The 24,739-nt window shown below is 44.7% G+C and carries 38 protein-coding genes, 2 tRNA genes and 2 pseudogenes; 18 read left to right on the plus strand and 24 right to left on the minus strand.

The features are described from left to right. Positions 1-14: 14 nt before the first annotated feature. From T496_RS0105165 to T496_RS0105195, 6 genes are all read right to left on the minus strand, one after another. Positions 15-425 carry an FKBP-type peptidyl-prolyl cis-trans isomerase gene (locus tag T496_RS0105165; RefSeq protein ID WP_027449804.1) on the minus strand — a complete coding sequence of 137 codons (411 nt, stop codon included), beginning with the start codon at positions 423-425 and terminating at the stop codon, positions 15-17. 4 nt (positions 426-429) lie between these two features. Then, the gene (locus T496_RS0105170; protein WP_027449805.1) at positions 430-801 is read right to left on the minus strand and encodes a thioesterase family protein; all 372 of its coding nucleotides are present in this window, start codon (positions 799-801) and stop codon (positions 430-432) included. Between the two features lie 505 nt (positions 802-1,306). Beyond that, positions 1,307-2,059 (minus strand): MBL fold metallo-hydrolase, encoded by a 753-nt coding sequence (locus T496_RS0105180; protein WP_027449807.1) that lies wholly within the window; start codon positions 2,057-2,059, stop codon positions 1,307-1,309. Continuing rightward, positions 2,056-2,289 (minus strand): hypothetical protein, encoded by a 234-nt coding sequence (locus T496_RS0105185; protein WP_027449808.1) that lies wholly within the window; start codon positions 2,287-2,289, stop codon positions 2,056-2,058. The genes T496_RS0105180 and T496_RS0105185 overlap by 4 nt, the downstream gene beginning before the upstream one ends. Positions 2,290-2,293: 4 nt before the next feature. Next, positions 2,294-2,644 (minus strand): MmcQ/YjbR family DNA-binding protein, encoded by a 351-nt coding sequence (locus T496_RS0105190; RefSeq protein ID WP_027449809.1) that lies wholly within the window; start codon positions 2,642-2,644, stop codon positions 2,294-2,296. Positions 2,645-2,664: 20 nt separating this feature from the next. Beyond that, positions 2,665-3,399, minus strand: coding sequence for a DUF1349 domain-containing protein (locus T496_RS0105195; RefSeq protein ID WP_231478008.1), 735 nt, complete (start codon positions 3,397-3,399; stop codon positions 2,665-2,667). Positions 3,400-3,520: 121 nt separating this feature from the next. Between T496_RS0105195 and T496_RS0105200 the strand changes: the two genes are divergently transcribed. From T496_RS0105200 to T496_RS0105210, 3 genes are all read left to right on the plus strand, one after another. Beyond that, positions 3,521-3,958 (plus strand): LexA family protein, encoded by a 438-nt coding sequence (locus T496_RS0105200; RefSeq protein ID WP_027449811.1) that lies wholly within the window; start codon positions 3,521-3,523, stop codon positions 3,956-3,958. A gap of 35 nt (positions 3,959-3,993) precedes the next feature. Continuing rightward, entirely contained in the window at positions 3,994-5,289 is a 1,296-nt protein-coding gene (locus tag T496_RS0105205; RefSeq protein ID WP_027449812.1) for a Y-family DNA polymerase, read from the plus strand. Positions 5,290-5,476: 187 nt separating this feature from the next. Continuing rightward, positions 5,477-5,815: a hypothetical protein gene (locus tag T496_RS0105210; RefSeq protein ID WP_155808663.1), complete on the plus strand. Its 339-nt coding sequence runs from the start codon at positions 5,477-5,479 to the stop codon at positions 5,813-5,815. Positions 5,816-5,906: 91 nt separating this feature from the next. On the opposite strand, the gene T496_RS13520 is transcribed toward T496_RS0105210, so the two are convergent. Together T496_RS13520 and T496_RS0105220 are read right to left on the minus strand one after the other, a co-directional pair. Further along, positions 5,907-6,383 carry a pyridoxamine 5'-phosphate oxidase family protein gene (locus T496_RS13520; RefSeq protein WP_044109650.1) on the minus strand — a complete coding sequence of 159 codons (477 nt, stop codon included), beginning with the start codon at positions 6,381-6,383 and terminating at the stop codon, positions 5,907-5,909. Then, positions 6,377-6,832 carry a cupin domain-containing protein gene (locus T496_RS0105220; RefSeq protein ID WP_027449814.1) on the minus strand — a complete coding sequence of 152 codons (456 nt, stop codon included), beginning with the start codon at positions 6,830-6,832 and terminating at the stop codon, positions 6,377-6,379. The genes T496_RS13520 and T496_RS0105220 overlap by 7 nt, the downstream gene beginning before the upstream one ends. A 299-nt stretch (positions 6,833-7,131) precedes the next feature. Here T496_RS0105220 and T496_RS0105225 point away from each other — a divergent pair, with 299 nt between their 5' ends. From T496_RS0105225 to T496_RS13530, 3 genes are all read left to right on the plus strand, one after another. Then, positions 7,132-7,476 carry a winged helix-turn-helix transcriptional regulator gene (locus T496_RS0105225; RefSeq protein WP_027449815.1) on the plus strand — a complete coding sequence of 115 codons (345 nt, stop codon included), beginning with the start codon at positions 7,132-7,134 and terminating at the stop codon, positions 7,474-7,476. A 4-nt stretch (positions 7,477-7,480) separates the two neighbouring features. Further along, complete coding sequence (locus T496_RS13525) at positions 7,481-7,789, plus strand: hypothetical protein (protein WP_044109648.1); 309 nt, start codon at positions 7,481-7,483, stop codon at positions 7,787-7,789. Between the two features lie 383 nt (positions 7,790-8,172). Then, entirely contained in the window at positions 8,173-8,472 is a 300-nt protein-coding gene (locus T496_RS13530) for an antirestriction protein ArdA (protein ID WP_262499093.1), read from the plus strand. A 77-nt stretch (positions 8,473-8,549) separates the two neighbouring features. Here T496_RS13530 and T496_RS0105245 read toward each other — a convergent pair whose 3' ends face one another. From T496_RS0105245 to T496_RS0105265, 5 genes are all read right to left on the minus strand, one after another. After that, positions 8,550-8,960: an Hsp20/alpha crystallin family protein gene (locus tag T496_RS0105245; protein ID WP_231478009.1), complete on the minus strand. Its 411-nt coding sequence runs from the start codon at positions 8,958-8,960 to the stop codon at positions 8,550-8,552. Between the two features lie 212 nt (positions 8,961-9,172). Then, positions 9,173-9,721 carry an exonuclease domain-containing protein gene (locus T496_RS0105250; RefSeq protein ID WP_044110662.1) on the minus strand — a complete coding sequence of 183 codons (549 nt, stop codon included), beginning with the start codon at positions 9,719-9,721 and terminating at the stop codon, positions 9,173-9,175. 36 nt (positions 9,722-9,757) lie between these two features. After that, positions 9,758-10,459: a CPBP family intramembrane glutamic endopeptidase gene (locus T496_RS13535; protein WP_052342087.1), complete on the minus strand. Its 702-nt coding sequence runs from the start codon at positions 10,457-10,459 to the stop codon at positions 9,758-9,760. A 1-nt stretch (position 10,460) separates the two neighbouring features. Then, a complete protein-coding gene (locus tag T496_RS0105260; protein WP_027449818.1) occupies positions 10,461-10,691 on the minus strand; it encodes a CBS domain-containing protein in 231 nt (76 codons plus the stop codon). A gap of 5 nt (positions 10,692-10,696) precedes the next feature. Next, on the minus strand, positions 10,697-10,960 hold the full coding sequence (locus tag T496_RS0105265) for a GlsB/YeaQ/YmgE family stress response membrane protein (protein WP_027449819.1): 264 nt from the start codon (positions 10,958-10,960) through the stop codon (positions 10,697-10,699). A gap of 111 nt (positions 10,961-11,071) precedes the next feature. Between T496_RS0105265 and T496_RS15305 the strand changes: the two genes are divergently transcribed. The 9 genes and pseudogenes from T496_RS15305 to T496_RS15105 all read left to right on the plus strand — a co-directional run bounded on the left by T496_RS15305 (position 11,072) and on the right by T496_RS15105 (position 15,734). Next, a complete protein-coding gene (locus T496_RS15305) occupies positions 11,072-11,200 on the plus strand; it encodes a hypothetical protein (RefSeq protein WP_262499090.1) in 129 nt (42 codons plus the stop codon). Positions 11,201-11,207: 7 nt separating this feature from the next. Then, positions 11,208-11,588 carry a ferritin family protein gene (locus T496_RS0105270; protein ID WP_044110665.1) on the plus strand — a complete coding sequence of 127 codons (381 nt, stop codon included), beginning with the start codon at positions 11,208-11,210 and terminating at the stop codon, positions 11,586-11,588. Then, positions 11,585-11,923 carry a hypothetical protein gene (locus tag T496_RS0105275; protein ID WP_027449821.1) on the plus strand — a complete coding sequence of 113 codons (339 nt, stop codon included), beginning with the start codon at positions 11,585-11,587 and terminating at the stop codon, positions 11,921-11,923. Before T496_RS0105270 ends, T496_RS0105275 begins: the two co-directional genes overlap by 4 nt. Before the next feature lie 249 nt (positions 11,924-12,172). Next, a pseudogene (locus tag T496_RS15370) lies at positions 12,173-12,235 on the plus strand (hypothetical protein); the annotation flags it as partial. A 66-nt stretch (positions 12,236-12,301) separates the two neighbouring features. Next, positions 12,302-12,439: pseudogene (locus T496_RS15375) on the plus strand (DapH/DapD/GlmU-related protein); the annotation flags it as partial. Positions 12,440-12,498: 59 nt separating this feature from the next. After that, positions 12,499-12,780 carry a hypothetical protein gene (locus T496_RS14385; RefSeq protein WP_052342088.1) on the plus strand — a complete coding sequence of 94 codons (282 nt, stop codon included), beginning with the start codon at positions 12,499-12,501 and terminating at the stop codon, positions 12,778-12,780. 831 nt (positions 12,781-13,611) lie between these two features. Then, a complete protein-coding gene (locus T496_RS0105295; protein ID WP_155808669.1) occupies positions 13,612-13,977 on the plus strand; it encodes a hypothetical protein in 366 nt (121 codons plus the stop codon). 135 nt (positions 13,978-14,112) lie between these two features. Then, positions 14,113-14,790: a hypothetical protein gene (locus T496_RS0105300; protein WP_155808672.1), complete on the plus strand. Its 678-nt coding sequence runs from the start codon at positions 14,113-14,115 to the stop codon at positions 14,788-14,790. A gap of 83 nt (positions 14,791-14,873) precedes the next feature. Beyond that, positions 14,874-15,734 (plus strand): hypothetical protein, encoded by an 861-nt coding sequence (locus T496_RS15105; RefSeq protein ID WP_197018932.1) that lies wholly within the window; start codon positions 14,874-14,876, stop codon positions 15,732-15,734. 260 nt (positions 15,735-15,994) lie between these two features. On the opposite strand, the gene T496_RS0105310 is transcribed toward T496_RS15105, so the two are convergent. The 9 genes from T496_RS0105310 to T496_RS14875 form a co-directional block, all read right to left on the minus strand. Further along, positions 15,995-16,300: a helix-turn-helix domain-containing protein gene (locus T496_RS0105310; RefSeq protein ID WP_027449826.1), complete on the minus strand. Its 306-nt coding sequence runs from the start codon at positions 16,298-16,300 to the stop codon at positions 15,995-15,997. After that, positions 16,272-16,613 carry a type II toxin-antitoxin system RelE/ParE family toxin gene (locus T496_RS0105315; RefSeq protein ID WP_027449827.1) on the minus strand — a complete coding sequence of 114 codons (342 nt, stop codon included), beginning with the start codon at positions 16,611-16,613 and terminating at the stop codon, positions 16,272-16,274. Before T496_RS0105315 ends, T496_RS0105310 begins: the two co-directional genes overlap by 29 nt. Positions 16,614-16,707: 94 nt before the next feature. Then, positions 16,708-16,781: transfer RNA gene (locus tag T496_RS0105320), tRNA-Arg, on the minus strand. Between the two features lie 34 nt (positions 16,782-16,815). Next, positions 16,816-16,889, minus strand: a tRNA-Arg gene (locus T496_RS0105325). Between the two features lie 81 nt (positions 16,890-16,970). Continuing rightward, positions 16,971-17,471: an NUDIX hydrolase gene (locus tag T496_RS0105330; RefSeq protein ID WP_027449828.1), complete on the minus strand. Its 501-nt coding sequence runs from the start codon at positions 17,469-17,471 to the stop codon at positions 16,971-16,973. 13 nt (positions 17,472-17,484) lie between these two features. Then, positions 17,485-18,069, minus strand: coding sequence for an IMPACT family protein (locus T496_RS0105335; RefSeq protein ID WP_027449829.1), 585 nt, complete (start codon positions 18,067-18,069; stop codon positions 17,485-17,487). A gap of 27 nt (positions 18,070-18,096) precedes the next feature. Next, positions 18,097-19,359 (minus strand): DUF1015 domain-containing protein, encoded by a 1,263-nt coding sequence (locus T496_RS0105340; RefSeq protein ID WP_027449830.1) that lies wholly within the window; start codon positions 19,357-19,359, stop codon positions 18,097-18,099. Between the two features lie 72 nt (positions 19,360-19,431). Further along, positions 19,432-20,361 carry a DMT family transporter gene (locus tag T496_RS0105345; protein WP_027449831.1) on the minus strand — a complete coding sequence of 310 codons (930 nt, stop codon included), beginning with the start codon at positions 20,359-20,361 and terminating at the stop codon, positions 19,432-19,434. Positions 20,362-20,380: 19 nt separating this feature from the next. After that, positions 20,381-20,533 carry a hypothetical protein gene (locus tag T496_RS14875; protein WP_155808458.1) on the minus strand — a complete coding sequence of 51 codons (153 nt, stop codon included), beginning with the start codon at positions 20,531-20,533 and terminating at the stop codon, positions 20,381-20,383. 117 nt (positions 20,534-20,650) lie between these two features. On the opposite strand from T496_RS14875, the gene T496_RS0105355 reads away from it, so the two are divergent. Further along, on the plus strand, positions 20,651-20,968 hold the full coding sequence (locus tag T496_RS0105355) for a heavy metal-binding domain-containing protein (RefSeq protein ID WP_027449832.1): 318 nt from the start codon (positions 20,651-20,653) through the stop codon (positions 20,966-20,968). 162 nt (positions 20,969-21,130) lie between these two features. Here T496_RS0105355 and T496_RS0105360 read toward each other — a convergent pair whose 3' ends face one another. Next, positions 21,131-21,526 carry a rhodanese-like domain-containing protein gene (locus tag T496_RS0105360; protein WP_027449833.1) on the minus strand — a complete coding sequence of 132 codons (396 nt, stop codon included), beginning with the start codon at positions 21,524-21,526 and terminating at the stop codon, positions 21,131-21,133. Between the two features lie 180 nt (positions 21,527-21,706). Between T496_RS0105360 and T496_RS0105365 the strand changes: the two genes are divergently transcribed. Both T496_RS0105365 and T496_RS0105370 read left to right on the plus strand, forming a co-directional pair. After that, positions 21,707-22,204, plus strand: a complete 498-nt coding sequence (locus tag T496_RS0105365) for a GNAT family acetyltransferase (protein ID WP_044110667.1) — start codon at positions 21,707-21,709, stop codon at positions 22,202-22,204. Between the two features lie 10 nt (positions 22,205-22,214). Beyond that, entirely contained in the window at positions 22,215-22,832 is a 618-nt protein-coding gene (locus T496_RS0105370) for a hypothetical protein (protein ID WP_155808675.1), read from the plus strand. On the opposite strand, the gene T496_RS0105375 is transcribed toward T496_RS0105370, so the two are convergent. After that, positions 22,829-24,727 (minus strand): RecQ family ATP-dependent DNA helicase, encoded by a 1,899-nt coding sequence (locus T496_RS0105375; RefSeq protein ID WP_027449836.1) that lies wholly within the window; start codon positions 24,725-24,727, stop codon positions 22,829-22,831. The two genes, T496_RS0105370 and T496_RS0105375, sit on opposite strands and share 4 nt — an antisense overlap. Between the last annotated feature and the right edge of the window lie 12 nt (positions 24,728-24,739).

Raw genomic sequence — 24,739 nt, forward strand, 5'->3', positions numbered from 1 at the left:
GAACTTAGGGAGATTCATGCAATGCCTACGAGCTCAATTTCAAAGATAAGTGTGGAACCGCCAGGAATACCAGGCTGCGAAAACTTGCCATAGCCCATCTCGGCAGGGATATAAATCTCCCATTTATCACCAATGTGCATCTGCTGCATGGCGATAATCCAACCTTCGATCAGGTCACACAAGCGGCAAGCCAATGGCACACTATCACGACTGCTGTCAAATTGTTTGCCGTCAATGGTCCAGCCTGTATAATGTGCTGTGATAATGCTGCGAACCGTTGGTCTTGCACTGTCCTTGATACCCTCACTCAGTACCTTGTAATAAATACCCTTAGGTATCGCCTTTACACCATCCTCTTTGGCTTTTGCTTCCAGCCAATCCTTGTTGGCCTGTATGTATTGGGCTTTACTTTTCTCTTTTGCCATGTTGTTAAAGTTTAGCCATGAATTTTCCTCTGTCAACGATAAATCTTAGGTGTGTACCTTCACCTAGCAATACGTCTTCAAAGTATGCGCTCACTTTGAAGAATATCTTCTTTCCATCTATGTTGGTTACTTCTGCTGTTGCCGTTATCTTGTCGCCTATCTTCGAAGGTCTAATGTGTGACGATTCTATATGCCCGCCAACAGTGGTGCTACCTTCTGCTAGTTCTTTAGCGACTGCAAGCATAGCTGCATTTTCCATCAATGCCATCATAGCTGGAGTTGCCAATACAGGCATATCTCCAGATCCTATGTAACTAGCAGTAACGGCATCGGTAACCGTCATTTCACTTGTATGTTTAAGTCCAATCTCTATCATTTTTTTTGAAGTGTCGTGATGATGTGTGCAAAGGTAGTAATTTATTCCGTTGCATCGTCTGTGAAGCAGATTTTGTTTCTTATATCATCTATTGCATCTCCAATACGAGATATAAATAGAAAAAATATTGCAGATAAGAAGGAATAGATGGTTCCGGCAATTAATGTCCCGAAAAAAGTTGCAGAATTACCATATATAGTAGAAATAATTGCCATAACTAGCGAGATAATAATACCGAGGCAAAAGACTATGATAGAAAGCCATTCAAACACTCTACATACAAAATTCAAATCGAATCTTTTCATGAATTCCATAATGATATTCTCCTTTATTTTATGTTTGTTAATAGTAATACTTTGCAAATATATACATCTTTTTTCTATTGTACAAATTTCTCTTCTTATTTCTGTTTCAACGTCCTCAGAGATTGTTCTCTTAGACTTAATTTCATTCTTTGTAGGTGATGTGGCAGACATCCTTTGTGTACTATGCCTTTGACGAGTGATCAGACCTCAATTGTATCACCCTCTCTGCTGATTTCCCAGAATGGTATTTCTTTTTCATCTGTAAACTCCTTCATACGCCAAGCAGATTTAAAACCACTGGCCACGAAGTGCATGGGTACAAAAAGGCCAACCTTTAAGCGGTCAATAAATTGTCGGCCACCAAGGGTATAGCCATTGCCGATACGCCCGTCAACAGGGAACATCACTATGTCGAAACGATCCGCAATCTTTCGAATATCCTTCAGTTCGCCAAGATATTGCTTCTCATGGGCTATTGGGGCTATATCTTCGTTAAACTCCTCACTGTAGATGGTTTCGCCTGGTTTTGCTTCTGACAGGAATCTCGCATACCAATTGTTTAGGTCGCCAGCATGGAAGATGCGTTTACCGTCTGTCTCTACAATCCACGACACGCCGCTGTCTGTGCTGCCTAATGCCCATACGGACAAAGTACCGTCTGCCCATGTGCCGCCCTTGGCCATCCATACATCGGCATCTTCCTTTTGGGCTCTCCGATGCTTATAGATATCCTTGGATAGTATATAGGTGATGCCCTCATGTTGTTTTCTCCATTCAAAGATTGTAGAATTGAAGTGGTCTTCGTGAAAATGACTGGAGAACACATAGATGGGCTTGTCTTTTTTCAGAAATGATGGGACAATGCCTTTCAAATCCATCCAATAGTCAAATATCAGGATGGATTTTTCCGTTTCAAGTACGAAACAACTGTGAAAAACGTAGGTCAATGTCATTGCTGAAGCATTTTGCAGAGATTATCATCTCTGATAACTTTTGGTGCAGCCTTACCAGCCAGCACCAACACTTTCTTACCATTGCGATAGATATGAAGCTGACGTGAACGAACTGTAGCTGTCACCTCTGCATCATCCTGTATGGCCAGCCACAGCGGATGGTAGATTCCATCTTTCTCAAACAGCTTCCGCTGCAAGTGCGAACACATATTGCTTGTATCAACTGTCATTCTATTACTTCTTGACTTTCATATACTTCATTTTTACAATCTCATAGGAGTTGCGAGTCAGCTCCTTCAGCAAATGGTTGGGCGCAGTTTTTGGATTGATGCCAATCCAATGCTTAGGCGATTCATTGTGTGGATCGCCAATGCAGTCATACTGTGCCTTCAAGTCTTCAATGCGCTCTGGCTGGCATTTCAATGAGATAACTGAGAAATCATTACAATCAAAGAAAGAGAACATATGTCCCATAACGTAAAACACCAGTACACCTTCGCCGTTTTTAAATCTCTTGAAAGGCAATTTTTCTTCTATATCAGGACCTAATGAAAGGCAATATTCACGATAGTCTTCTATATTCATGCTTCCCACCAATTTGGAACTTACTTGTCTGGTTGTTGACCATCGTGGGCTTTCCATGCACACTCAGTTATCTTCATGTCGGTGAACTTTGCCGTAAACGAGGACTCCTCTGGCGAGCAGGCATAAACACCGAAACTGATTTCGTCAGCACCGGCATACATGTGGCAGATGCGCATCTGACTGAAAGTCACACCGTCGGTTGAACACTCGATGCAGTAATCATCTTCACGGCGTGAAAAGCGATACCACATTGTTTTCACATCAGCAGGAATTGCCTGAGTCGCCCAATCGCTGTACCCCTTATTGGTTACTACGCTGCCCAAGTGCTGGTACTCGTCATTCTCATATTCCACAGAGCCCTTCAGCCAGTTTTCAGAGTCAAGGTACATCACGACACCGCACTGATCAAAACGATGATGACTTTCCGTAAAGTCGGTCTTGACCACAAAGCTGAAAAACTTCTCGCGGGTTTTCATCTGTAGCACAGGGGCATTGTCATTCTGAAAATGATAGTAGGTGCGCTGCCATAGGTCAGTCTTGGGGGTTGTGGTGATAATGACAGTATCACTCTTCACCTCAAAAGCCTTAGGCTTTCTTGTCCACTGAAGGCTATCCAACGCTATGCAACCATTGTTGGCAAAAGCCTCTTTTACTTGGTCTGTAAACTCCATTGACGTTTCATTTTGTTTTGTCTGCTGTCCACAAGCCACGAGCATCATGGCGAGGCAAAGCATAGTTACATTTTTTATTCGCATATAAACTACTTCTTTACGGTCTATATTATTAAACTTTGTTGCAAAAATAGGAAATTCTGAAGATTTATGATGATTTATGAGTAACTTTGCACAAATAATTGAGAATATTTAATATTTTGAGATGGGTAACATCAAGATAAAAAGAGGTGTATTTAAAACCAAATTGGAGCTGGAGCATGCGGGCATCAAGGCGGGATTCCCTTCGCCTGCAGAAGACTACATCCATGAGACGTTGGACTTCAATCGCGACTATATCCGCCACCCTGAAGCATCATTCTATGGGGATGTAGAGGGCGACTCGATGAAGGACGCTGGCATCTTTGATGGCGACCGTGTCATCATCGACAAGGCCGTAGAGCCGCGCAACGGCTCTATCGTTGTAGCCTTCTGGAACGGCGAGTTTACGATGAAGTATCTCGACCTAACCCACAAGTCTGATGGCTACATCGAACTCCGACCTGCCAATCCCAACTATCCCGTATTCAAAGTTGAAGCCGGTGATAATTTCGAGGTCTGGGGCACCGTTATCCACCTGATCCGCACATTCGAGACGTTCTAACATCTGACATCATCCTTCTTACATCTTACATCACTATGTACGGCATTGCTGACCTCGATAATTGTTATGTCTCGTGCGAGCGTGTCTTTAGGCCCGACCTGAAGGGCGTTCCTGTCGTGGTTCTCTCGAACAACGATGGTTGTGTCGTGGCACGATCCAACGAGGCCAAGGCCATGGGCGTGAAGGAGGGCACACCGTATTTTCAGTTGGAACAACAGTTTCCTAATAATAAAATAGCAGTCTTCAGTAGCAACTATGAGTTGTACGGCGAACTGACTGCCCGTGTCATCAGTATTATCCGCAAGGAGACACCCGCTTATTTCCGTTACTCCATCGACGAGTGCTTTATGTATCTTGATGGCATTGCATCCGATCATCTGCAACAGTGGGGCGAGCATCTGCATAAACGGGTGAAACGCGAGGTGGGTATGCCTATTAGTATCGGTTTGGCTCCGAACAAGACGTTGGCTAAGATAGCCTCGAAGTTCGCCAAAAAGTATGAGGGCTACCACCATTGCTGCATGATAGATACAGACGAGAAACGTATCAAGGCGCTGAAACTGTTTCCTGTCGAGGACGTTTGGGGTATCGGCCGACGCTATGCGGCAAAGCTTCAGGCACTTGGCTGCAAGACCGCCTACGACTTTGCTCTGCACCACAAGGACTGGGTGCAGCTCACCTTCAACAACATCAACATCGTGCGCACCTGGCAGGAACTCAACGGTGAGGATGCTGTTCCCAACGAGGAATTGGCTAAGAAAAAGTCCATCTGCACCAGTCGCTCGTTTAACGGCATGATATCAGACTTTGACACGCTGCGCACGCATGTTTCAAACTATGCCGCACGTTGTGCTGAGAAGTTGCGCCTTCAGAACACCGTGGCTTCGACTGTTGGCGTTTTCGTAAATACGAACGCATTCCGTGAAGACCTTGCCCAATACTGGAACTTCAAGGAAACTCGGCTCGTTTCTCCCACCAATAGCACCATTCCCATTGTAGGTGCAGCTTGCGATGTACTGCAGAAAATCTACCGCCAAGGCTATCAATACAAGAAAGCCGGTGTAATTGTCATGGGCATTGGCCCTGACAGCCCCATCCAGCAAGACCTGTTCGACGTCAACGCCGAACAAATCGAAAAGATGCGCCGCCTCGACGAGGTCATCGACCGCATCAATCGTCTAAACGGCTCTGAGACTATCGTTATCGGTGCCCAGCAATACACCCGAAAAGATGGCAAAGGAAAGGCTAACGTTTTCGCCAACGCCATCAAGCATGACTTCAAGAGTCCGAACCCCACCACACGTTGGTCGGATATTATCAAATTATTGTAATATTTGGAGAATCTTAGGGCGTTTGCATAGCAAAAAATGTTGCACAACTTCTTACATCTTTGGTTTCCGAGTGAAAAGGTTATATGTGTGAGGTGGGACATTCTCTTTACTGAATATAAGTATTGTTGGATCAAAAACACATAATTATGACCGATTTTTCGTACTTTTGCAGCGAAATAACAAGCTAATGTCGCTAAAAGATTTACTTCAATCCGCCAATACTGAGCAATATAACGACTCCCCGCTATTCATGCAGCTCAGCCAGACCAAGCCCGAATATGGCACAAATCGTCATATTCAGGTGGCCGAGGCCGATGGGAACATCATCGTTTCGGGCGTTCACGTCAGTTCTTTGGGCGACATCCTCACCTATAGTATCAATGTTGACCCGAACCTGAACGTCTCCAAGAAACAACTGCTGGACGCTATCCTAAAGGAGCTGTCAGCAGACGGTTTCAGCGCTCCAGAACAGCAGGACTTTTGGAATGGCTTCGACGATCTTCAGAAAGCAAAGATTATCAGATAATTTTCATGACCCCATAGCCTTAAGCTAATCATTTTTTCTGGAATCTTTCACCAACGAAGCCTTGTCCAACTTGACCTTCGGTCGAGTTTGCTTACGCTCGGGATTGCTCAAACATGTTTGGCAATTCTCTCGCTGAATCGCAAACTTCGCCTGCAATGAGGTCAAAATGCTGAAATACCGGTGGTGTTGGAGACAAATCATAATAGTCCATCTCTGCTATTGGCAGACAAAAGTATTCCATCTGGTCATAGCTCGTATAGAGTCGTGAAAGCACATCGTTATGCTCGTAGATCCACCGCTCTACATCATCATCCACATTAAAGTTCACCATCCCTGAACACCGAACAGAGATATTACCTTCATAGGCCAGTATTTCAACATTGGTATTCTGGCGTAACTCGTGCCAAACGGCTTTCTTGGCAGAAGTGGCAAAGTAAAGCACATGCCCTTCCTGCTTCATAATTTGAAAGATGCGTAACTTTGGCAGATTGCCCTCGCTGGTTGCAAGGGCAATCTCTTTGTGGTCTTTCAGAAACTGAATAGCTTTGTCGAACATCTCAATTACCATTTCAGTTCTTCCTGCAGGATAGTTCCATCGGTCATGGGGCTGTCAGCCTCAGTGAAGGCATTGGCCTTGTACTGGATGCAGAGCATAGTCAGGTTCTCGCTACCTGTGTTCTTCAGCGCACGCTTACCATCGGGAGCCACACGTATAATGGTACCCTCGCTGACAGGGAAAATCTCACCATCCACCTGATACTGGCCTTCGCCCTTCAGGATAATGTAAAGTTCCTCGTGAGTCTTGTGGGTGTGCAGGAAACCGCTATCCTGACCAGGAACGAGTGTCTGGAAACTCAGTTCGCTGCCTGTAGCACCTACGGCCTGACCTGCGAACACCTTACCTTGAATGGTTACATTGGGGCCCATCGGAAGCACGTGCTCGATAATCTCACTCATCTTACCTACACTTACTGCGCTGTAATTCTTACCACTCTTAATTGTCTCAATCTGTTTCATAATTCTTATTCGTTTAAAATATTATTTACTAGGTGCAAGGACAGTGCAAACCGAATGCAGAAAGCTTGCTTTATGCTGAGGTGCAGCCTGTCCTCGCGGTGCAATTATCTCGAATTGCACCGCAAAGGTACGGCAAGTTTTTCAATCCCACAAGAAGGCACTTTTTGGTACCATAGTTACCAAAAAGTAGGAATTAGGATGTTATCGGACTCCCGTGAATGTAGCGTTAACTTAGATTAACTAAGTGTAATTTGGTAATTCAGTAACTATTGGTTACTTTTGCATTAAAATCATGAATTATGGCAGATATCAAAGCTGAGTATTTAGCCTGTCCTATCAGGCAAGTAGTGAGTCGTTTTGGTGACAAGTGGTCCATGCTGGTGCTCTATATGCTTCACACTAGCGAGACGGGTGTATTGCGCTTCAATGAGATCCGCCGTCTGATGACGGATTGTTCTCAGAAGATGCTCTCGCAGACACTGAAGAACCTGGAGCAGAGTCACCTTGTTCATCGTGAGGTCTATCCGGAGGTTCCACCTCGAGTGGAGTATTCCCTGACAGAGACAGGCAAATCGCTGATGCCAGCACTTACGGCTCTGATAGCTTGGGGCAAGGAACATTTCAATGAAGTGGTAACAGATTAAAAGTATGCTACTACCCAAATTCATCATCACAATGGACGGCGTTTTCCGTCTGGGAATGGTTGACCAGCACAAGCACCTACTGAAGCCAGGCGACCAGTGTATTGGTGGTGGCTACTACGCTTTCGACTTTGTATCAAACCGCATTATCCTAGATAGAGAGTCGTACGACTTCGGACGTCCTAAGTGGCACCTGTTGGACACGCTGAAGGTGCCATCGACGTATCGCGGCCTTCGTATCGTCTACAAGTACGACGATGGTTTTCATGACGATCTCAATGTGAGTGAGCTGCTGAAAATAGAATATTATGACTGACTACGACGCAATCTGGCGCTCACAGGACGAAATCCGAACAGTAGTGAACGCCGTTCTCTGGGTGCGCTCGGCTTCGCCGCTTGCTACCGAAGGGACGCAAGAATGTATCTGGGACCTCAGGTATAACGACCGACGCATGGCCATCGAGTTGGAGCTAATGTAAGAAACGGCAGGTCGTGTGGGCCGCCGTTTCTTATTCTATTAGTTTCAATCTTCCTTGAAGAAATCACCCTTATTCATTGGTGCACCTTCAGCCACACAACAATTACAGCGCTCTTCTGAGCTACCATATATATAACGTAAAACTCTAGTCTACGTGGTACCCTTTTCGATTATTATGGTGGTATACTTTTCAATTACTATTTACATATTCAGAAAGTGGTATCGATGAAGAAAGATTTGATAAAATCATGGAGTTTGCTGATTTGGATGATGATGACAGGGAAGCCTTCGAAGCGTTCTCAGATGCTTTCGGCAATGAAAGCATAGAAAGCTTCAAGGAGCGCTACATGGGTAAATGGGAATCTGAAAAGGATTTCGCTGAGCACATCATTGATGTGTGCTACAATCTGGATGATATGATGGGCCATCTGGCTTCGTACTTCGATTACGAGGCTTATGCGCGTGATCTCTTCATCGATGATTATTACTTCACAGATGGATATGTGTTCAGGAGATATTAATCTTGGACACATATACATACAAAAGGCCCTGGCCTGCAAAGCAAGTCAGGGTTTTACTATTTAACAAGATGAACTGTTTACGAGACATCAATGGCCTTTGTAACCTTCTCTTTCGGTTCGGACTTTGGCATCGTGATGGTCAGAATGCCGTCCTCTACCTTGGCAGAAATCTTGTCGCGGACCACATCGTCTGGCAGTGTGTAGTTCTGCTCGTAGTTAGAATAGCTGAACTCACGGCGCAAGTAGTGACGGTGACTGTCCTCATGCTTGTGTTCCTGTTTGTTCTCAATGGCGATGGTGAGGTTGCCCTCGTCATTGATGCCTACGCGGCAATATTCTTTCTTGATGCCTGGAGCAGCAAGTTCCATGATGTAACTCTTGTCGTTCTCCTTGACATTGACTGCGGGTGCTGTACTGTTGGCACGAGGCATCCAATCATTGTTAAAGAAATCCTCAAATACTGTTGGCATCCAACTGTTCTGAAACATTACTGGTAACATAATCAATACCTCCTAATTATACTTTTAGTTTAACTTATTTGTTCTTGATCGCCTCGGCTTTCGCTCTAGCTTTCACCAGACATAGTACAACTTTCGTGCCGATTGACAGATTGGCACTCGGAACGGGTCTGTATGGCACAAATTTTAAACTACGATAAACTATGCTGACAATTCCTTAAACTCCTTTAAACATTGGTGTTTTACAATAGATATAATGCTATTGCGGCACAGGCTTCTGCATCGGCCAAGGCATGGTGATGGTTCTGTAGGTCATAACCACAGGCAGATGCTACGGTTTGAAGCTGGTGATTGGGCAGTGATTGGCCAAATTGTCTACGGGAAGCAGTCAGAGTATCGTAGAAACGATAATCAGGATAGTCCATCTGGTACACCTTGAACACAGCTTTCAGACAACCTTCATCGAAGCGGGCATTGTGAGCCACGAAAGGAATGGTGGCAATCTGGTATCTTATGTCGTCAATTTCTTGATCAGAATAATACACTTCGACAATACGCTCCTCCAACTGCTGCCATACTTTGGAAAATACTGGCGCATCGTCTGTGTCGTCTTGTGAAATACCATGCACCCGCTGACACCAATAATTATAGTAGTTTGGCTCAGGCTGAATCAGACTGTAGAACGAGTCAACTATCTGCCCTTCACGCACCATGATTACTCCTACTGAGCAGACACTCGACGGCTCCTGATTGGCCGTTTCAAAGTCGATTGCGATGAAGTCTCTAAGCATAGATGAAATATATAAGGGCTATTTGAGCTAATAGAATCAGTGCTGTTTAGGGGTAATATCAACAAAATACCATGTAATAATCCAAAATGCTATGATGCCGATGAATGCTACGAAATAGGGGGTATCGGAAAGCAACCCGTGTTTCGAGAAGTTGACGATGCCATGAAAAGCTGCACAGAAAAGCAGCGAATGAGTATCAGTTGCCACCTTTCCTATTCCCCATGAAGCGAAGAGTAGAAGTGGGAAGAATGTCAAGACACTTCGCTGATTCAAATCCAGATGCCACAGGAACCACATCACCGTGATGATCAGTACATACTGCCACACAGGCAAATTCCTGAGTTCATATTGCAAAAATCCTCGCCAACCATATTCTTCCAAAAGCCCATAAGCAAATGCCCAAAAACATGTCACGCCGAGGTTCCATCCGCCAATAATGCCAAAAACAATGCATGGTATAACTATAGTCGTAATGGATTTCCAGGCAGACTTGCCTATGAGGGTATATTCCGTTTTACGTTTGAAAAGGAACATAGCCACCAATGCTCCAAGGGCGGGACCAAGCCCCGTGACAAGCGCTGCAGAAACTTGAAATGCATAGTTCGTTTCAATTGCAGGACATTTGTCGGCAACATGCAATGATATCAAGCGCACCAATAAGGCTATTATATAAAAAGTAGCTATTGCGCCAATATGAATGTTCTTATAACTTAAGTTTTGTTTCAAGATAAAGTCCATATTATAATGCCATTTCGCAGAGTTTATCTTCTCTGATAATCTTTGGAGTAGCCTTCCCTGCCAGCACAAGCACCTTCTTACCATTGCGGTAGATATGAAGCTGTCGGGAGCGGACTACAGCTGTCAGCTCAGCATCATCCTGCATGGCCATCCACAGAGGATGATAGATGCCATCATCTTCAAACAGTTTCTTCTGCAGATGTGAGCACATGTTGGTTGTATCAATCGTCAGCATACTCAATCAAACAGTTTCTTCCAAATCCACAATACAGTTACGGCCCCTGCCACACAGAACACAAAGTTGGAAAGATAACCCTTGCCAAACAGTTCGATGTTCAGCAAATGACTGATGAAAGTACCTGCATAACTGCCTACGATGCCTACAACGAAGTTCATGCAGCATCCCTTGCCCTCACCGCTCATAATGCGGTTGGCAACATAGCCAATACATATTCCCGTCAATATCGGCCAAGCCGTAAAATCTGCGATGTGTTCTAACATATCTATCACAATTCTTCTTAAATGCTATTGCAAAGTTAGTCAAAATTCCCTATAATTTTGTATCTTTGTCGCGATAATTACAATACTTTAGTATTTAGAGGATAAAATACAATGGGATATTTCACGAATAAGGTAGTCGTTGTGGCTGGAGGTGCTCAGGGCATAGGCCGCTGCATCGACGGTGGAATGACACGCCAGATGATCTATCACGGGGATAATGGTTGGAAATTAGAGTTATAACAGAATAATGACACAAGAACAATTAAAAGAATTACTACGTAGTCAGCAGGGCGAACTTAATGCCGTACTGATGTATCAGCGTCTGGCTAAGGTGGTCAAGACGGATAAGGAACGTGAGGCGTTCCTGCAGTTAGCAAAGGATGAAGGCAGGCACGCAAGCGTGTTCCATGCCTATACAAAGCAGGTATTGAAACCAAAGAAGACGATGGCCCGCATCATGCCCATACTCTATTATCTGTTGGGCAAGAAGCAACTATACAAAATCATCGCAAAAGGGGAATACGACGCAGCCGTAGCCTATGAGCATCTGATTGCCGACTTCCCCGAGGTTGAAAGCGTAAAGAATGACGAGCATCGTCATGGTGATATCGTATCAGGGCTGCTATGACACTCCGCGAACTCATCAACTCTGTAGATTCTGAACAGTATAGCGACAATCCACTATACCAGAAGCTCTGTAACACGATACCCGAATATGGCACAACCCGCCATATTCAGGTAAACGTTGCAAACGGTGACATTGCCGTTACAAACTGCCACGTAGGCTCGTTGGGTGACATCCTCACTTACCCCATCGACGTAGCCCCAAGCCTGAACATCTCCAAAGCACAGTTGCTGGATGCCATCTTGAAGGAGATAGAGAACGATGGTTTCACCACTCCCGAACAGGAGAACTTCTGGGACGACTTCGATAACCTTCAGAAAGCAAAAATTATCAGATAAAGTATGGAAAAGAAATGGTATAGTCGCACAGACATAAGCCCGGAGGTGCAGATGATAATGGCAAAGGCTTCGGCAACAGTCAAACAGATGAACAGCATGACACTGGCGGACTTCAAAGATAAAGAAACACTCATTCGTGAGCTATTTGGATCTGTAGGAAGCGCTCCCTTTGTGGGCGATAATTTCCATTGTGATTTCGGACAGAATATTCATGTGGGTGATAACTTCCATGCCGACTATAATTGTACAATGCTTGACCTGGCGGAAATACGTATTGGAGACAACTGTCTGATAGGCCCAGATGTTGGTATCTTTACCGCAGGACACCGACTGGAGCCGGAAGATCGCGTTCTTGATGTTTATGGTAGCCCTATTACCATAGGAAACGATGTTTGGATTGGTGGTCATTCCACCATCTTACCAGGAGTAACAATTGGCGATGGTGCCGTTATAGCTGCAGGTTCTGTGGTGACAAATGACGTGGCTCCCAGAACACTCGTAGCTGGCAACCCCGCCATATTCAAGAAAAATATAAAATAATGAATTGAATGAATCTCCCAAAGTTTATTATCACAATGGACGGCGTTTTCCGTCTGGGAATGGTTGACCAGCACAGGCAACTACTGAAGCCAGGCGACCAGTGCATTGGTGGTGGCTACTACGCTTTCGACTTTGTATCAAACCGCATTATCCTAGATAGAGAGTCGTACGACTTCGGGCGTCCCAAGTGGCACCTGTTGGACACGCTGAAGGTGCCATCGACGTATCGTGGCCTTCGTATCGTCTACAAATACGACGATGGTTTTCATGACGATTTCAATGTGAGTGAGCTGCTGAAAATAGAATATTATGACTGACTAGGATACCGCTATAAAAATCGAAAGGATTATCACGTAGAGCAGAGTTTTACGTAATAATTAAGGTGACTTATAAGAGCAAATTTGTTAGCGCTACATCACAGAGTAGGAGGCACAGGTACCGTCTGATTCTAACGAAACAAAAAATATATCAGTAATAAGTGATGTATAACAAACTTTTTGTATCTTTGCAGCACTAACTTTCGAATTATTTTTTTGGAAATCATCCACTCCCTGCAGTCCTACGAACTCCAGCTACTCTCTGACATCCAAGTAAACAATCAATGCTACTGCGACCTAGTCACCATAATCCGTGAACATCCAGATGTTTTTCCTACTTGGCATAGTTCAACTGTTGCAGAGCTGTATAAACCAAAAATCTTCGAGAACAAAAAAAGTCATCCGCCTATTGGTTTTAAAAAATTCCTCCTACATTGAATGTATGGAGGATTTTTTTAATAATGTTGAAATCAACTCTTACGTCGAGTCATTAAGTAGAGTGATATACCTATTTGAAAAACGGTTATCAGCTCCTCTAAATCAATACAAATAAATATAATCATAAAATTAAAAATTTAATACTCTGCAAAGGTATAATCAACGGATTTTCATTGCCGGACATAATAAAGTCATTTTTCTCAAAATTTAGGCAAAAAACTAATGTTAAGGCCTCTATTTCCCTTATTCCATCGGAAATAATGACCTTGCTATTTCTATGACATAATAAGCGTTAAATCGAACTGTCTTTTAAATAATCTTAATATACAACTTTACGTTCATTAACAATAAGATAGATTTTGTATCTTTGTAAGCAAATTAAATATGATATTTATGGAACAACATAATCGAGATATTCCTTATAGTATTCCCAAGACTAACGAATCAGAATTATATAATTCCGATTCTAATAATGCATCATCGTTCGCACAGATGCAAGCAGAGATAGATGAACTTCGTAGTAAAAACGAAGAACTAAAAAAGAAAAACAAAGATCTCTCTAATAAAATAAAGAATTCTCGCGATAATAAAAAAGAATTGCCAGAAACCAAACAGGCTATGTCTACCAGTCCTCGTCAGAGGAAGATTCGACGTCCGCGTCAGCATGATATGAGTCAACTGTATGCTGAGAGCTCATCAGTCCAATCATCTACCATCGATGAGCTTGCAGAAAAAAAAGAAATAAATCAGAGACACTGAAAGCCATAGCTATTTTAGCCGCATGTATAGTTGCCTTATTTGTTATTTACGAAAGTGGTTTGCTAATCCCTCTCGGTATTATCGGCTTAATTTGTGGCGGTATAATCAAAGTAAGATAATTGAAAATTAATGAACATGAAACAGATTCTATTACTATTCACACTTTTTTTTATTTCATCTGCAATTAGTGCACAAAAAGAAAATGATTTTTTTACTTGCCCTGAATTTAAAGCTGATATTCAGGAATACAACAAAACAACAAAAGGAAGCAACAAGAAACGTTGTCAGATGCTGATGAAACTTAATCACATGAATGACGATGGAGAGATAGAATATCAGTACGTGTTCCATGCAAAGGACACCTTAGACAAAACCAGACTCATGGAAATAATTCGTAGATGGGCGAAGACAAACTTTAAAAACTACGAAAGATCGACTATCAGTGAAACCGACAGTACAGCAGAATATACAGGATACTTCATGAATGTCGGGCAAGTGATGGGAGCTTTTAAAGCTGTTGTTATTCATGGCATTTCCTACGTAACCATCGAGACCAAAGCAGACAGAATTAGAGTTACCGCCAAAGTCAGACACTACACCTTGGCTCAGGGCAGTGTTGGTGGAGCCAAAAATGTTTTAACGTTACCAAGAGATGTTTACCCATACACGGATTCTTCTAATCAAAGTACCTATGCTCAAGCTTATATAAACTGTAATTTCAAACTCATATTGACAGTTGGCGACATTATGTTATATCTTAACAAAAATTACCCCGAGTTCCCTGCCAAGGAAAAGAAAAATGATGATTGGTAACTCTAAAAAGATTAAAAAGTCCAGAGATTGAAAATGGAACAAGAATCCGCTTTCAAGTTGGTTACAACCTTAACAATCCGTGGATGTACCGACTGTTAGGTGTGCTGATATTCTTCGTGGGCTATGCCCTGTATCGATGGACTAAGAATACTATGACAATACAAAATCAATATCCCTTCGGTCAAGTTGTCCACCCACTGAGACAGCAAGACCGCACACCCAAGAAAGTTTTCGTTCTAGGCGTGTATGCCAGTGCCGTGCATGCTCGTTGGAAGAGAAATGGTAAAACTGTTTGTACAGCTCTTGCCGTAGCAAGTGAGCCACGCATTTTCTGGGATGGCAACATCGAGGAGGCAAAGGAAATCATTTCAAAAATCAGTATCCCCAAGGAGGCAGGAACATTGGAGCCTGCAGGCTGTCATCTCAATGGCCCTTCTGCAAAAGTTCTCGACGAGCATATCCTTGGTACTTTAGGGTACACAAGGAAAGATGCATGGCTTTGCGACCTCCTTCCTGAAACACGACTGAACTCTGGTCAGGTCAAGGTTATTACCAAACGCTACAATCCGCTGATTGAGCAATATGGTCTGAATAAAGTCACAATCCCTGAGCGCCCCACTGTCTTCTGTGATGCAAAGCGATGCGAAGAGATTCTTCAAGAACTGAAAGAGTCACAAGCAAAACTTCTGGTACTGCTTGGTGATATACCTATCGCGCAGTTCTTAAACTCTGTGGTAGACGTTCCATATAAATCACTCCAGGAATACGTTGAACTGTATGGTTATGGCAAAGCAACTACTGCCACCATCGATGGTCATGCCATCAATGTTTTACCATTGGCACACCCGCGCCAAATAGGTGCTCTGGGTGCCCACAGCGAGAAGTGGAACAGACTCCATCAAGAGTGGGAAGATAATTTGTTATATTATTCACACAATTCCTAGATATTCCATCATGAAAGATTTTAATACAAAAAAACAAGATTTAATTTCATTCATGGAAAATTGTAATCTGTTAGATTACAAACATGAATCTGTTGTTTTCACATAAAGGAAGTTCTGGTCGTGGATGATTTTCATCACGAAGTTCTTGCTCGAAATGTTCCGCCAGTCCGTCAGCTGGGCATGCGCCGATAATGCGACAAAGAAAAGGATTACAATAATGTTTGATAGACGTGACATAGGCATGAGAGATATTGCAGGAATTAATAGAGGGGCTTCACTACTTCCACCCTCAATCCAAGAGCATTGATAATTCGATAAAATACTCCGACACTAGGAACGATGACTCCGTTCTCAATCTTAGAGATGTACGACTTTGTAGTGTTAGTACGACGCGCCAACTCCTCCTGAGTTACCTTTGCCTCTTTTCTGGCATTCTGAAGTATCTGACCAGAATAAAAAGAGTAAGCAGCTTCCTCTGCTTGTATACGCTCGGGGGTTCCCTCTTTGCCAAACTTCTCGTCAAGCACGAGGTCATAGTCAACGATTTTGTGATTGTTTGTCTGCATAATATGCCTCCTTAATTTTAATTGCCTTTTCTATTTCGTTTGTTGGTGTTTTCTGAGTCTTCTTCTGAAATCCATTGAACAGAACGACAATCTGTCCATCATCAAAGATAAAGAATACACGGTAGATATTACCACCATATTCTGTTCTCAACTCATAGACACCATCTCTGATATGCTTCACGAACTTCTTCGACAGCCTATCTTGAGTTTTCAAGAGAAGTAATCCATATTGGACCTTCTCTTGCTCCTTCTCTTTCAGAGTGGCCATGAACGCCTCAAAATAGCCACCATATGTAAGTATCTTACGCTTCATGGGTGCAAAGATACAAAAAGTTGTCGTATCCTACAACTTTTTATGATATTTTTTTAATAATAAAAAAAGAGAGGTATTTTAATACCTCTCTTTGTGATTCCGGCGGGATTCAAACCCACAACCTTCTGATCCGTAGTCAGATGCTCTATTCAGTTGAGCTACGGAACCAACGTTCCATTGAACTACTGCAAAACTAAAGAAGTGATTCCGGCGGGATTCAAACCCACAACCTTCTGATCCGTAGTCAGATGCTCTATTCAGTTGAGCTACGGAACCCTGTTCCTTATTTGCGGGTGCAAAGGTAAGCACTTTTTTTGTTATTGCCAAATGTTTTGCCCAACTTTTTTCAAAAAAGTGCTATTTTTTTAGAAAACGGGTAAATTCGCTCTCGAAATTGGGGGTTAAGACGCCTTTTCCTATGGATTTCTCGATTTCTTCGATGCTCCAAAAACGTCCTCCATCTAGCTCGGATGCCGATGGGGTGATGGGGCCATCGTATGTGGTGCTGTTCACATATACTAATTCGCGCTCTCGGCTGCTCTCGAACACATACTGTCCGATGCGCTTTGGAATAAAGTCGTTGATGCCCAGTTCTTCGCTGACTTCACGCTTCAATGCCTGCTCTGGTGTTTCACCGTAGTCTATATGCCCTCCGACGGCAGTATCCCATTTGTTGGGTTGAATATCTTTCCAGGCAGGTCTTTTCTGCAGGTAAAGTTCACCTTTGGAGTTGAACACATGCAGATGCACCACGGGGTGCAACATTTTTGTCCCACTATGGCACTCGCCACGGGTGGCTTTTCCTATTACTGTTCCGTTCTCGTCGACCAGCGGGAACAGTTCTTTACTGTTATCCATAAATTCTTGTTGTTTATGAGAAGCTAAGTTTTGCAAGACGCTGTCGCAACTGTTCGGCCTCAGATTGTCGGATGGACAATTTAATCTGGCAGGTGTTCTCGTAGGTCTGCGAGATGATGCGCGGCTGCATGTCTTTGACGATGCGCATCACATCGTTCATCATGACGTAGGGGAAGTCGTAGGTGATGACCTCTTCCACCTGTTTCGTCTCCACTTCGGCATGGGCAAGCGCATCGGCAGCAGCCTCGCGATAGGCAATAATGAGTCCGCTGGTGCCTAGATTGACGCCACCGTAGTAGCGGACCACCACAATCAGAATGTCGGTCAACTCGTTGGAGTTTATCTGTCCTAGGATAGGCTTTCCGGCAGTGCTTGATGGCTCTCCGTCGTCGTTGGCGCGAAACTCCTCTCTGGCAGCGCCCAACATGTAGGCGTAGCAGACGTGGCGAGCATCGTAGTATTTCTTGCGATATTGTGCAACTAGTTCCTTGACATCATCGACAGATTCTACGTGATGTGCAAAAGCGAGGAATTTGCTCCGCTTTTCAGAGTAAAATCCCTCGCTCGTATTTTTTATTGTCTTGAATTCGTCTGTCATAGAAATACAGGACAATCTAAGAGTGACTTAAGAAAGTTTGTGGATGACCAGACCCGAGCGCAACTTTGGTTCGAACCATGTAGCCTTGGGAGGCATAATCTTGCCAGAGTCGGCGATGTCCATGATTTGTTTCATAGAAACGGGGTAGAGGGCCAATGCTGCACGCATCTCGCCAGAGTCCACGCGACGTTTCAGTTCGCCCAGTCCGCGCAGACCACCTACGAAGTCGATACGCTGTGAAGAGCGTAGGTCGCCAATGTTCAAAATCTCGTCGAGAATCAGTCGGCTCGAGATATCTACGTCGAGCACGCCGATGGGGTCGTTGTTGTCGTAGGTACCCTCCTTAGCTTTCAGGCTGTACCAATGTTCGTCCAGATAGAGAGAGAACTCATGGATTTCTGCGGGCTTGTAGATGTCTGTGCCTTTGTCTTCTACGATGAAGTTCTTCTGGAGCGCAGCGAGGAACTGCTCGCTGGTGAGACCATTGAGATCCTTTACCACACGGTTGTAGTCAAGGATGGTGAGCTGCGAAGCCTGGAAGCATACAGCCATGAAGAAGTTGTACTCCTCGTCGCCACGATGGTTGGGGTTCTGCTTCTGCTTCTCCTGTCCAACCAGGGCAGCTGCAGCTGAACGATGGTGACCGTCGGCAATATACATAGAAGGCATCTTGGCAAACTCGTCGGTGATGGTCTGCATATCCTTCTCGTCGCTAATCACCCAGAACTGATGGCGGAAACCATCGATAGGAGCCACGAAGTCGTATTCTGGCTTAGTGGCAGCATAGCGCATGATCAGCTCGTTGAGCACGGCATTGTCGGGATAGGCAAAGAACACGGGCTCGATGTTCGCATTGTTCACGCGGACATGCTTCATGCGGTCTTCCTCTTTGTCGCGTCTAGTCAGCTCGTGCTTCTTGATGCGACCAGCCATGTAGTCGTCGGTATGAGCGCACACCACCAGTCCGTACTGCGTCTTGCTGTTGGCAGAATCAGGATTCATGGTTTGCGCATAAATATAATAATGTTCCTGTTCATCTTGTACCAGCCATCCTTTGTCCTGGAACTTTTGGAAGTTCTCGGCAGCCTTTTCATAGACTTTTGGATCGTACTCGCTGGTACCTGCGGGGAAGTCAATCTCGGGTTTGATGATATGGTAGAGGCTCTTCTCGTTGTCGCCAGCCTCGGCGCGTGCTTCTTCAGAATCCAGTACGTCGTAGGGGCGGCTTTCTACTTGCTCTACAAGTTCTTTAGGTGGACGAATGCCACGAAATGGTTTAACTGTTGCCATAGGTTTAATTTTGAAGTTTGGTTATGTGGAGTGCAAAGGTAAGCATAAAAAACGAAAATGCCAAGAAAACGCTCATTTCTTTCCTTTGTTTATCAAATAGATTCCTATTGTGGTCAGGGTAGCTGCAACCGCATATTTCCATTTGAATTCCTCGTTGAGGCAAAGGCACGATGTGACGGCGCCAACCACGGGTATCAGCGAGTTCCAAATGGCAATCTTGCCCACGGGATTGCACGTCAGCAGCTTGTTGTAGAGTGTGAATCCAATGGTAGATATGCCAATGAGCATCAGTAAGTAGAGCAGTCCCAGCAGGGTAGTGTGGGGCAGTGTGCCACCCATCAGCAGTCCTGGTATCACCAACAAGGCTCCGCCAATGCCCAGACTCAAGCCAGTGCCTACAAACACATCGATGCGCTTGGCCACGCCTCTGGTCATCAGGGCAGCAAAGGCACTGCAAAGGGCATTGAGGATAATCATACCGTCGCCCAGCAGTGTGAACGACCCACTGGCTTCGCCTCCAAGGTTCAGTGAAAGGATACCGCTGAAACCAATAGTGCAGCCCATCACCTTCTGTAGGTTCAGTTTGTCGCTTTTGAAAAATGCGCAAGCCAACAGCACGAGGGTGAAGACACTTAGCGAATTGAGAATGGCTGCACGACTGCCTTGACTGTGGGACAAACCGATATAGAAAGCAGCATAGTGGAGGGTAGTGTTGAGCAGCGCGAATACCAGTAGGAATAGGTGTGTGCTGGCCCGATGTCCCATGGTGATCTCTTTCAGGCGAAACGACCTGTTAGTCATCTTGGCTACCAACAGGATGATGGCTCCAGAAATAGAAAAACGAATGCCGGCAAACAGCATCTTGCTGCCTGTCATATCGGGCGTGATCTGCAGTTCTTCAAAGCCCAATTTGATGAGTGGATAAGCCCATCCCCACAGGAAAGCAGCGATGAAAGCCAGAAAGGCTGCCCATACTGGGCGCTGAAAGATAGATGGTTTCATATTAGCACCCTATCCACCATTACTTATCGTTGATAAACGATTTGGTGGTCATGTCATAGTATAGAGCTTCCAGCTCTGCCAAAGTCAGTTGCTCTACAGAGTGCTCAATGATGCGAATAAGCTCGTCGCGACGTCCTTCGTCCGACTGCTTGAAGCGGTTCATGTATCCCATAAAATTATACTACTTCTCCAATTTTTACGCAAAGATAGTTAATATTTGGCAATTGAATGCAATAATTTGGATTAATTATACGTCTAATAGATGTAAACAATCTAAAAACATACGATTATGATACTATCAACCACTCCGCAAATCGAAGGTCACACCATTCGTGAGTACAAAGGCATTGTGACAGGTGAAACAATTATTGGCGCCAATATGTTCAAGGACTTCTTTGCTGGCATCCGTGATATAGTAGGCGGTCGAGCCGGTAGCTACGAGAAGGTGTTGGCCGAGGCCAAGGATACCTCAATTCGTGAGATGATGCAACGTGCCGAGGTTCTTGGTGCCAATGCCATCGTTGGTGTTGATATTGACTATGAGACAGTGGGTGCCAATGGTTCTATGCTGATGGTTGCCACCAGTGGAACTGCCGTAGTTATATAAAATTAAATCAGACCAGATAGGATGTCTCCGTGGTGGTGTTCGTCGTTTTTGACGCTTTCCACCTCGGGGAATTCGGCAATCAGATGCTCGTAGCTAAGTATAGTAGCTTTTTACCGCTCGTTTGTGGTAATGATTGTTCTGAGCGATTTCTGTGGATGAGGCTTACTTCTCGTCGGTCGGGATGACGATAGGCTTCTGGGCTTCAGTCCATGCGATGATGCCACCCTTTAGGTTTACCAGCTTGTAACCCACGTTTGCCAGCAAGTTTGCTGCACCTGCAGAGCGTCTGCCACTGCGACAATAGATGGCAATAGTCTTATCGGTGGGTAGGGCCGCTTTTGCTTTTGCGATGAAGTCTTTTTTCTTAAAGTCTATGTTGATGGCCCCTTTTATGTGTCCTTCTGCGTATTCGTTGTCAGTTCTTGCGTCAAGAACCACTACGGTTGAGTCGGCTATCAGTTGGGCAAACCCCTCTGCGTCAGTGTCATCGAATAATTGCTGTCCCCATGCAGTGTTAAGTCCCAGCATAGCCAGCAAACATGCAATAATTTTTTTCATTTGTTGTTTCTTTTATTCCCAGATGATGTTTTCGGCTGCAAAGTTACTGCTTTTCTTCTGTTTATTGGCGCTGTGTGCCTCTAATAAAAGTTAATTGGCAGAAGCAGATGTGTCAATGTCGCAGATTATTAGTACCTTTGCAAACCGTACGACGACGCGATTCGCGTATGCACCCAAGATATGGAAAGGATAATCAGAGAAGCCAAACCGACCGATATACCAGAGATTATGCAAGTGATGGCTGCCGCAAAGGGTATCATGAGGCAGTCGGGCAATATGCATCAGTGGAGTGATGGATATCCTTCTGAGGCCGTAATCTCTCAGGATATGCAGCTGCATGGTGCTTTTGTTGTTGAGGACGTGGGGCAAGTGGTGGGCTATTTTGCCTTTTTGTCATCGCCCGATCCTACCTATCTAAAAATATATAATGGCGCATGGCTCGACGATGTGCAGCCCTATCATGTGATCCACCGCATCGCCAGCAGACCCGAAGTTCACGGCATCTTTGCCAGCGTGATGGACTTCTGTCTGAAGTGTGACAAGAATATCCGTGTGGATACCCATCGGGACAATCATATTATGCAGCACAACCTGCTCAAGTATGGCTTTGACTATTGTGGTATAATCTACCTGCTGTCGGGCGATGAGCGGTTGGCTTATCAACGTATATTACCATAATTCAGTGACGATGAAACATAAACTGATACTGTGCTTATTCCTGCTGTTGGCAGTTGGGGCGTGGGGAAAACAGAAGATTACCAACGAGCAACAGGCGCGACAGATATTCGACAAGGCTTATAATCAAGTGTTTGGTCCACAAGGGGCCACATTGCATTACGATGTAGATATCATTGGCATTTATAAGACGCATGGCACCATCTGGTACAAAGGCAAAAAACAACGCTTTAGTGATGAGCGTGTGGATACCTGGAATGATGGTGTGACGGCTTTCATGGCCTATCGAAAGCGTCGTGTGGTGGAGGTGCATGATGCAATGTCTGATAAGAAGGATAAGTACTCTGGAAAGTTTAAGTTCTCCTTAGATGATTTTTCGTATCGTGTTGAGAAACAGGGAACTAATCTTTTGCTGACTCTGAAACAAAAGAAAGGCGCAAAGGGTACAATTAAGGAGGTGAAAGCTATTGTGACCCAGGGTACTTATCATCCCATTAGCCTAAAGATTAAGGTTGCTTTCATATGGGCAAAGATAAAGATAAGCAACTTTAAATCGGGTGGGATAGATGATAATATGTTTATATTCCCTCGTGAAAAGTATAAGGATTGGGAGTTTGACGATAAGCGTTAACAGTCTAGTCGGACTGTGGTGCCTTCGATAGTGATTGCTTCGTCGAGTGTCATCTTGCGTAGCGCATTCTGGATGGCTTCGCTATCAAATGGAAGTTGCATCAGTTCCTTTACTTCGTGTGGCTTTTTGTCGGCCAAGATGTTTTTGATAGCCTCGGTAGCAGTTTTTGTCTCAACCTTGAATCCGGCTTTGTTTCCGTGTGAAAGACATACGTCGCATTGTCCGCAAGGCTTACTTTTGGTTTCGCCAAAGTAGCGTAGCAGTTGCTGACTGCGGCACTGATTACCTCTCGTAGCGTAGTTTATCATGTGCTCTATGCGCTCGCTGAAGCGTTCTTTCAGCGTCTCATAGACTGCTGGAGGGAACGAAAGATACTGCGACTCCTCGCGACGCTGACGATAGCGTATGAGTGGCGTCTTCTTCTGTGGTATAAACTGAATGATATTCTTTTGTGCCAGTCCTTTCAGCAAAAGGTAAACCATGGGCGTCGTTGAGTCGGTTTGCTGAGCCAGAAAGGTCTCGTCAATGTACTGAAAGCCATTGAAAAGTCCGCTGTAGTTGCGCAGCAGCGTGATGATGAGTGCATCCTCCTCTTTGCTGTTTCCGCGAAGGCGATACAAATCGTCGCGTTCCAACACGAATCTCACGCGTGCCTTACATTCCTCTTCCTCGTGATATTCTATGTAGCCAGCGCGATCCAATATCTTCAAGGCGGCATCCACACGGATGGGGAAGTGCTTGAAGTTGTGGCAGAACTTATCGATGGGGAATTCGAACATCGCGTTATAGCCAGATCCTATACCTATCTGATAGAAATAAGCCAAGTGGTCGTACACCTTGCGAATGTAGTCTTTCTCTGGGAAGGTGTCAACGATGCGCTTGTGAAGTTTCATGGCATCGCTGTCGTTATACAACAGTACGGCGTAGGCTTTCTTGCCGTCGCGTCCTGCACGTCCAGCCTCTTGGAAGTAAGCCTCCAAACTATCCGGACAGTCGATATGGATGACAACGCGCACATCAGGTTTGTCGATACCCATACCAAAGGCGTTTGTAGCTACGATGATACGCACCTTTCCTTCTTGCCATTCCTTCTGTCGCTGATCTTTCTCGTTATAATCCAATCCAGCATGAAAGAAAGTCGCATCTAGGCCGTTTTTGCACAGCAGTTCTGCTGTCTCCTTGGTACGCTGACGGCTGCGAGCATATACGATAGCAGAACCAGAGATGCGTTTCAGGATATGAATGAGTTGAGCTTCCTTGTCGGCAGTCTCTCTTACTACATAAGCCAGGTTCTTGCGCTCAAAGCTCATGCGGAACACGTTTTTCTGCTTGAACAGCAACTTCTCCTGGATATCATCCACTACAGCGGGCGTAGCTGTAGCAGTGAGCGCCAGTATAGGTGTATCAGGTAACATCTTACGGATGTTGCCGATAGCTAGATAAGAAGGTCGGAAATCGTAGCCCCATTGGCAAATGCAATGAGCCTCGTCGATGCATATGAAACTCACCTTCATGTGGTTGAGTTTCTGTAGAAATAGTTCAGAGGAAAGTCGCTCAGGAGAGACGTAGAGTAGTTTTATGGCGCCGAAAACAGCATTTTCTAAAGTCTTGATAACGTCATCGTGCGACAAGTCAGAATGGATAGCAGCTGCACGTATGCCACGTTTGCGCAGATTCTGCACCTGATCTTTCATCAGGGCGATGAGGGGCGTAATGACAATACACGTGCCTTCCTGTGCCAAAGCAGGCACCTGGAACGTGATAGACTTACCGCCACCAGTAGGCATCAGACCCAGTGTGTCTTTTTGGCTACCTATTGACTCAATGATTTCTTTCTGAATGCCGCGGAAATCATCGTAGCCCCAGTATTTCTTTAGAATCTGTTCATAGTCCATAGCCCAGAACTA

Source organism: Xylanibacter brevis P6B11 (genome assembly GCF_000621825.1).
Classification (GTDB): domain Bacteria; phylum Bacteroidota; class Bacteroidia; order Bacteroidales; family Bacteroidaceae; genus Prevotella; species Prevotella brevis.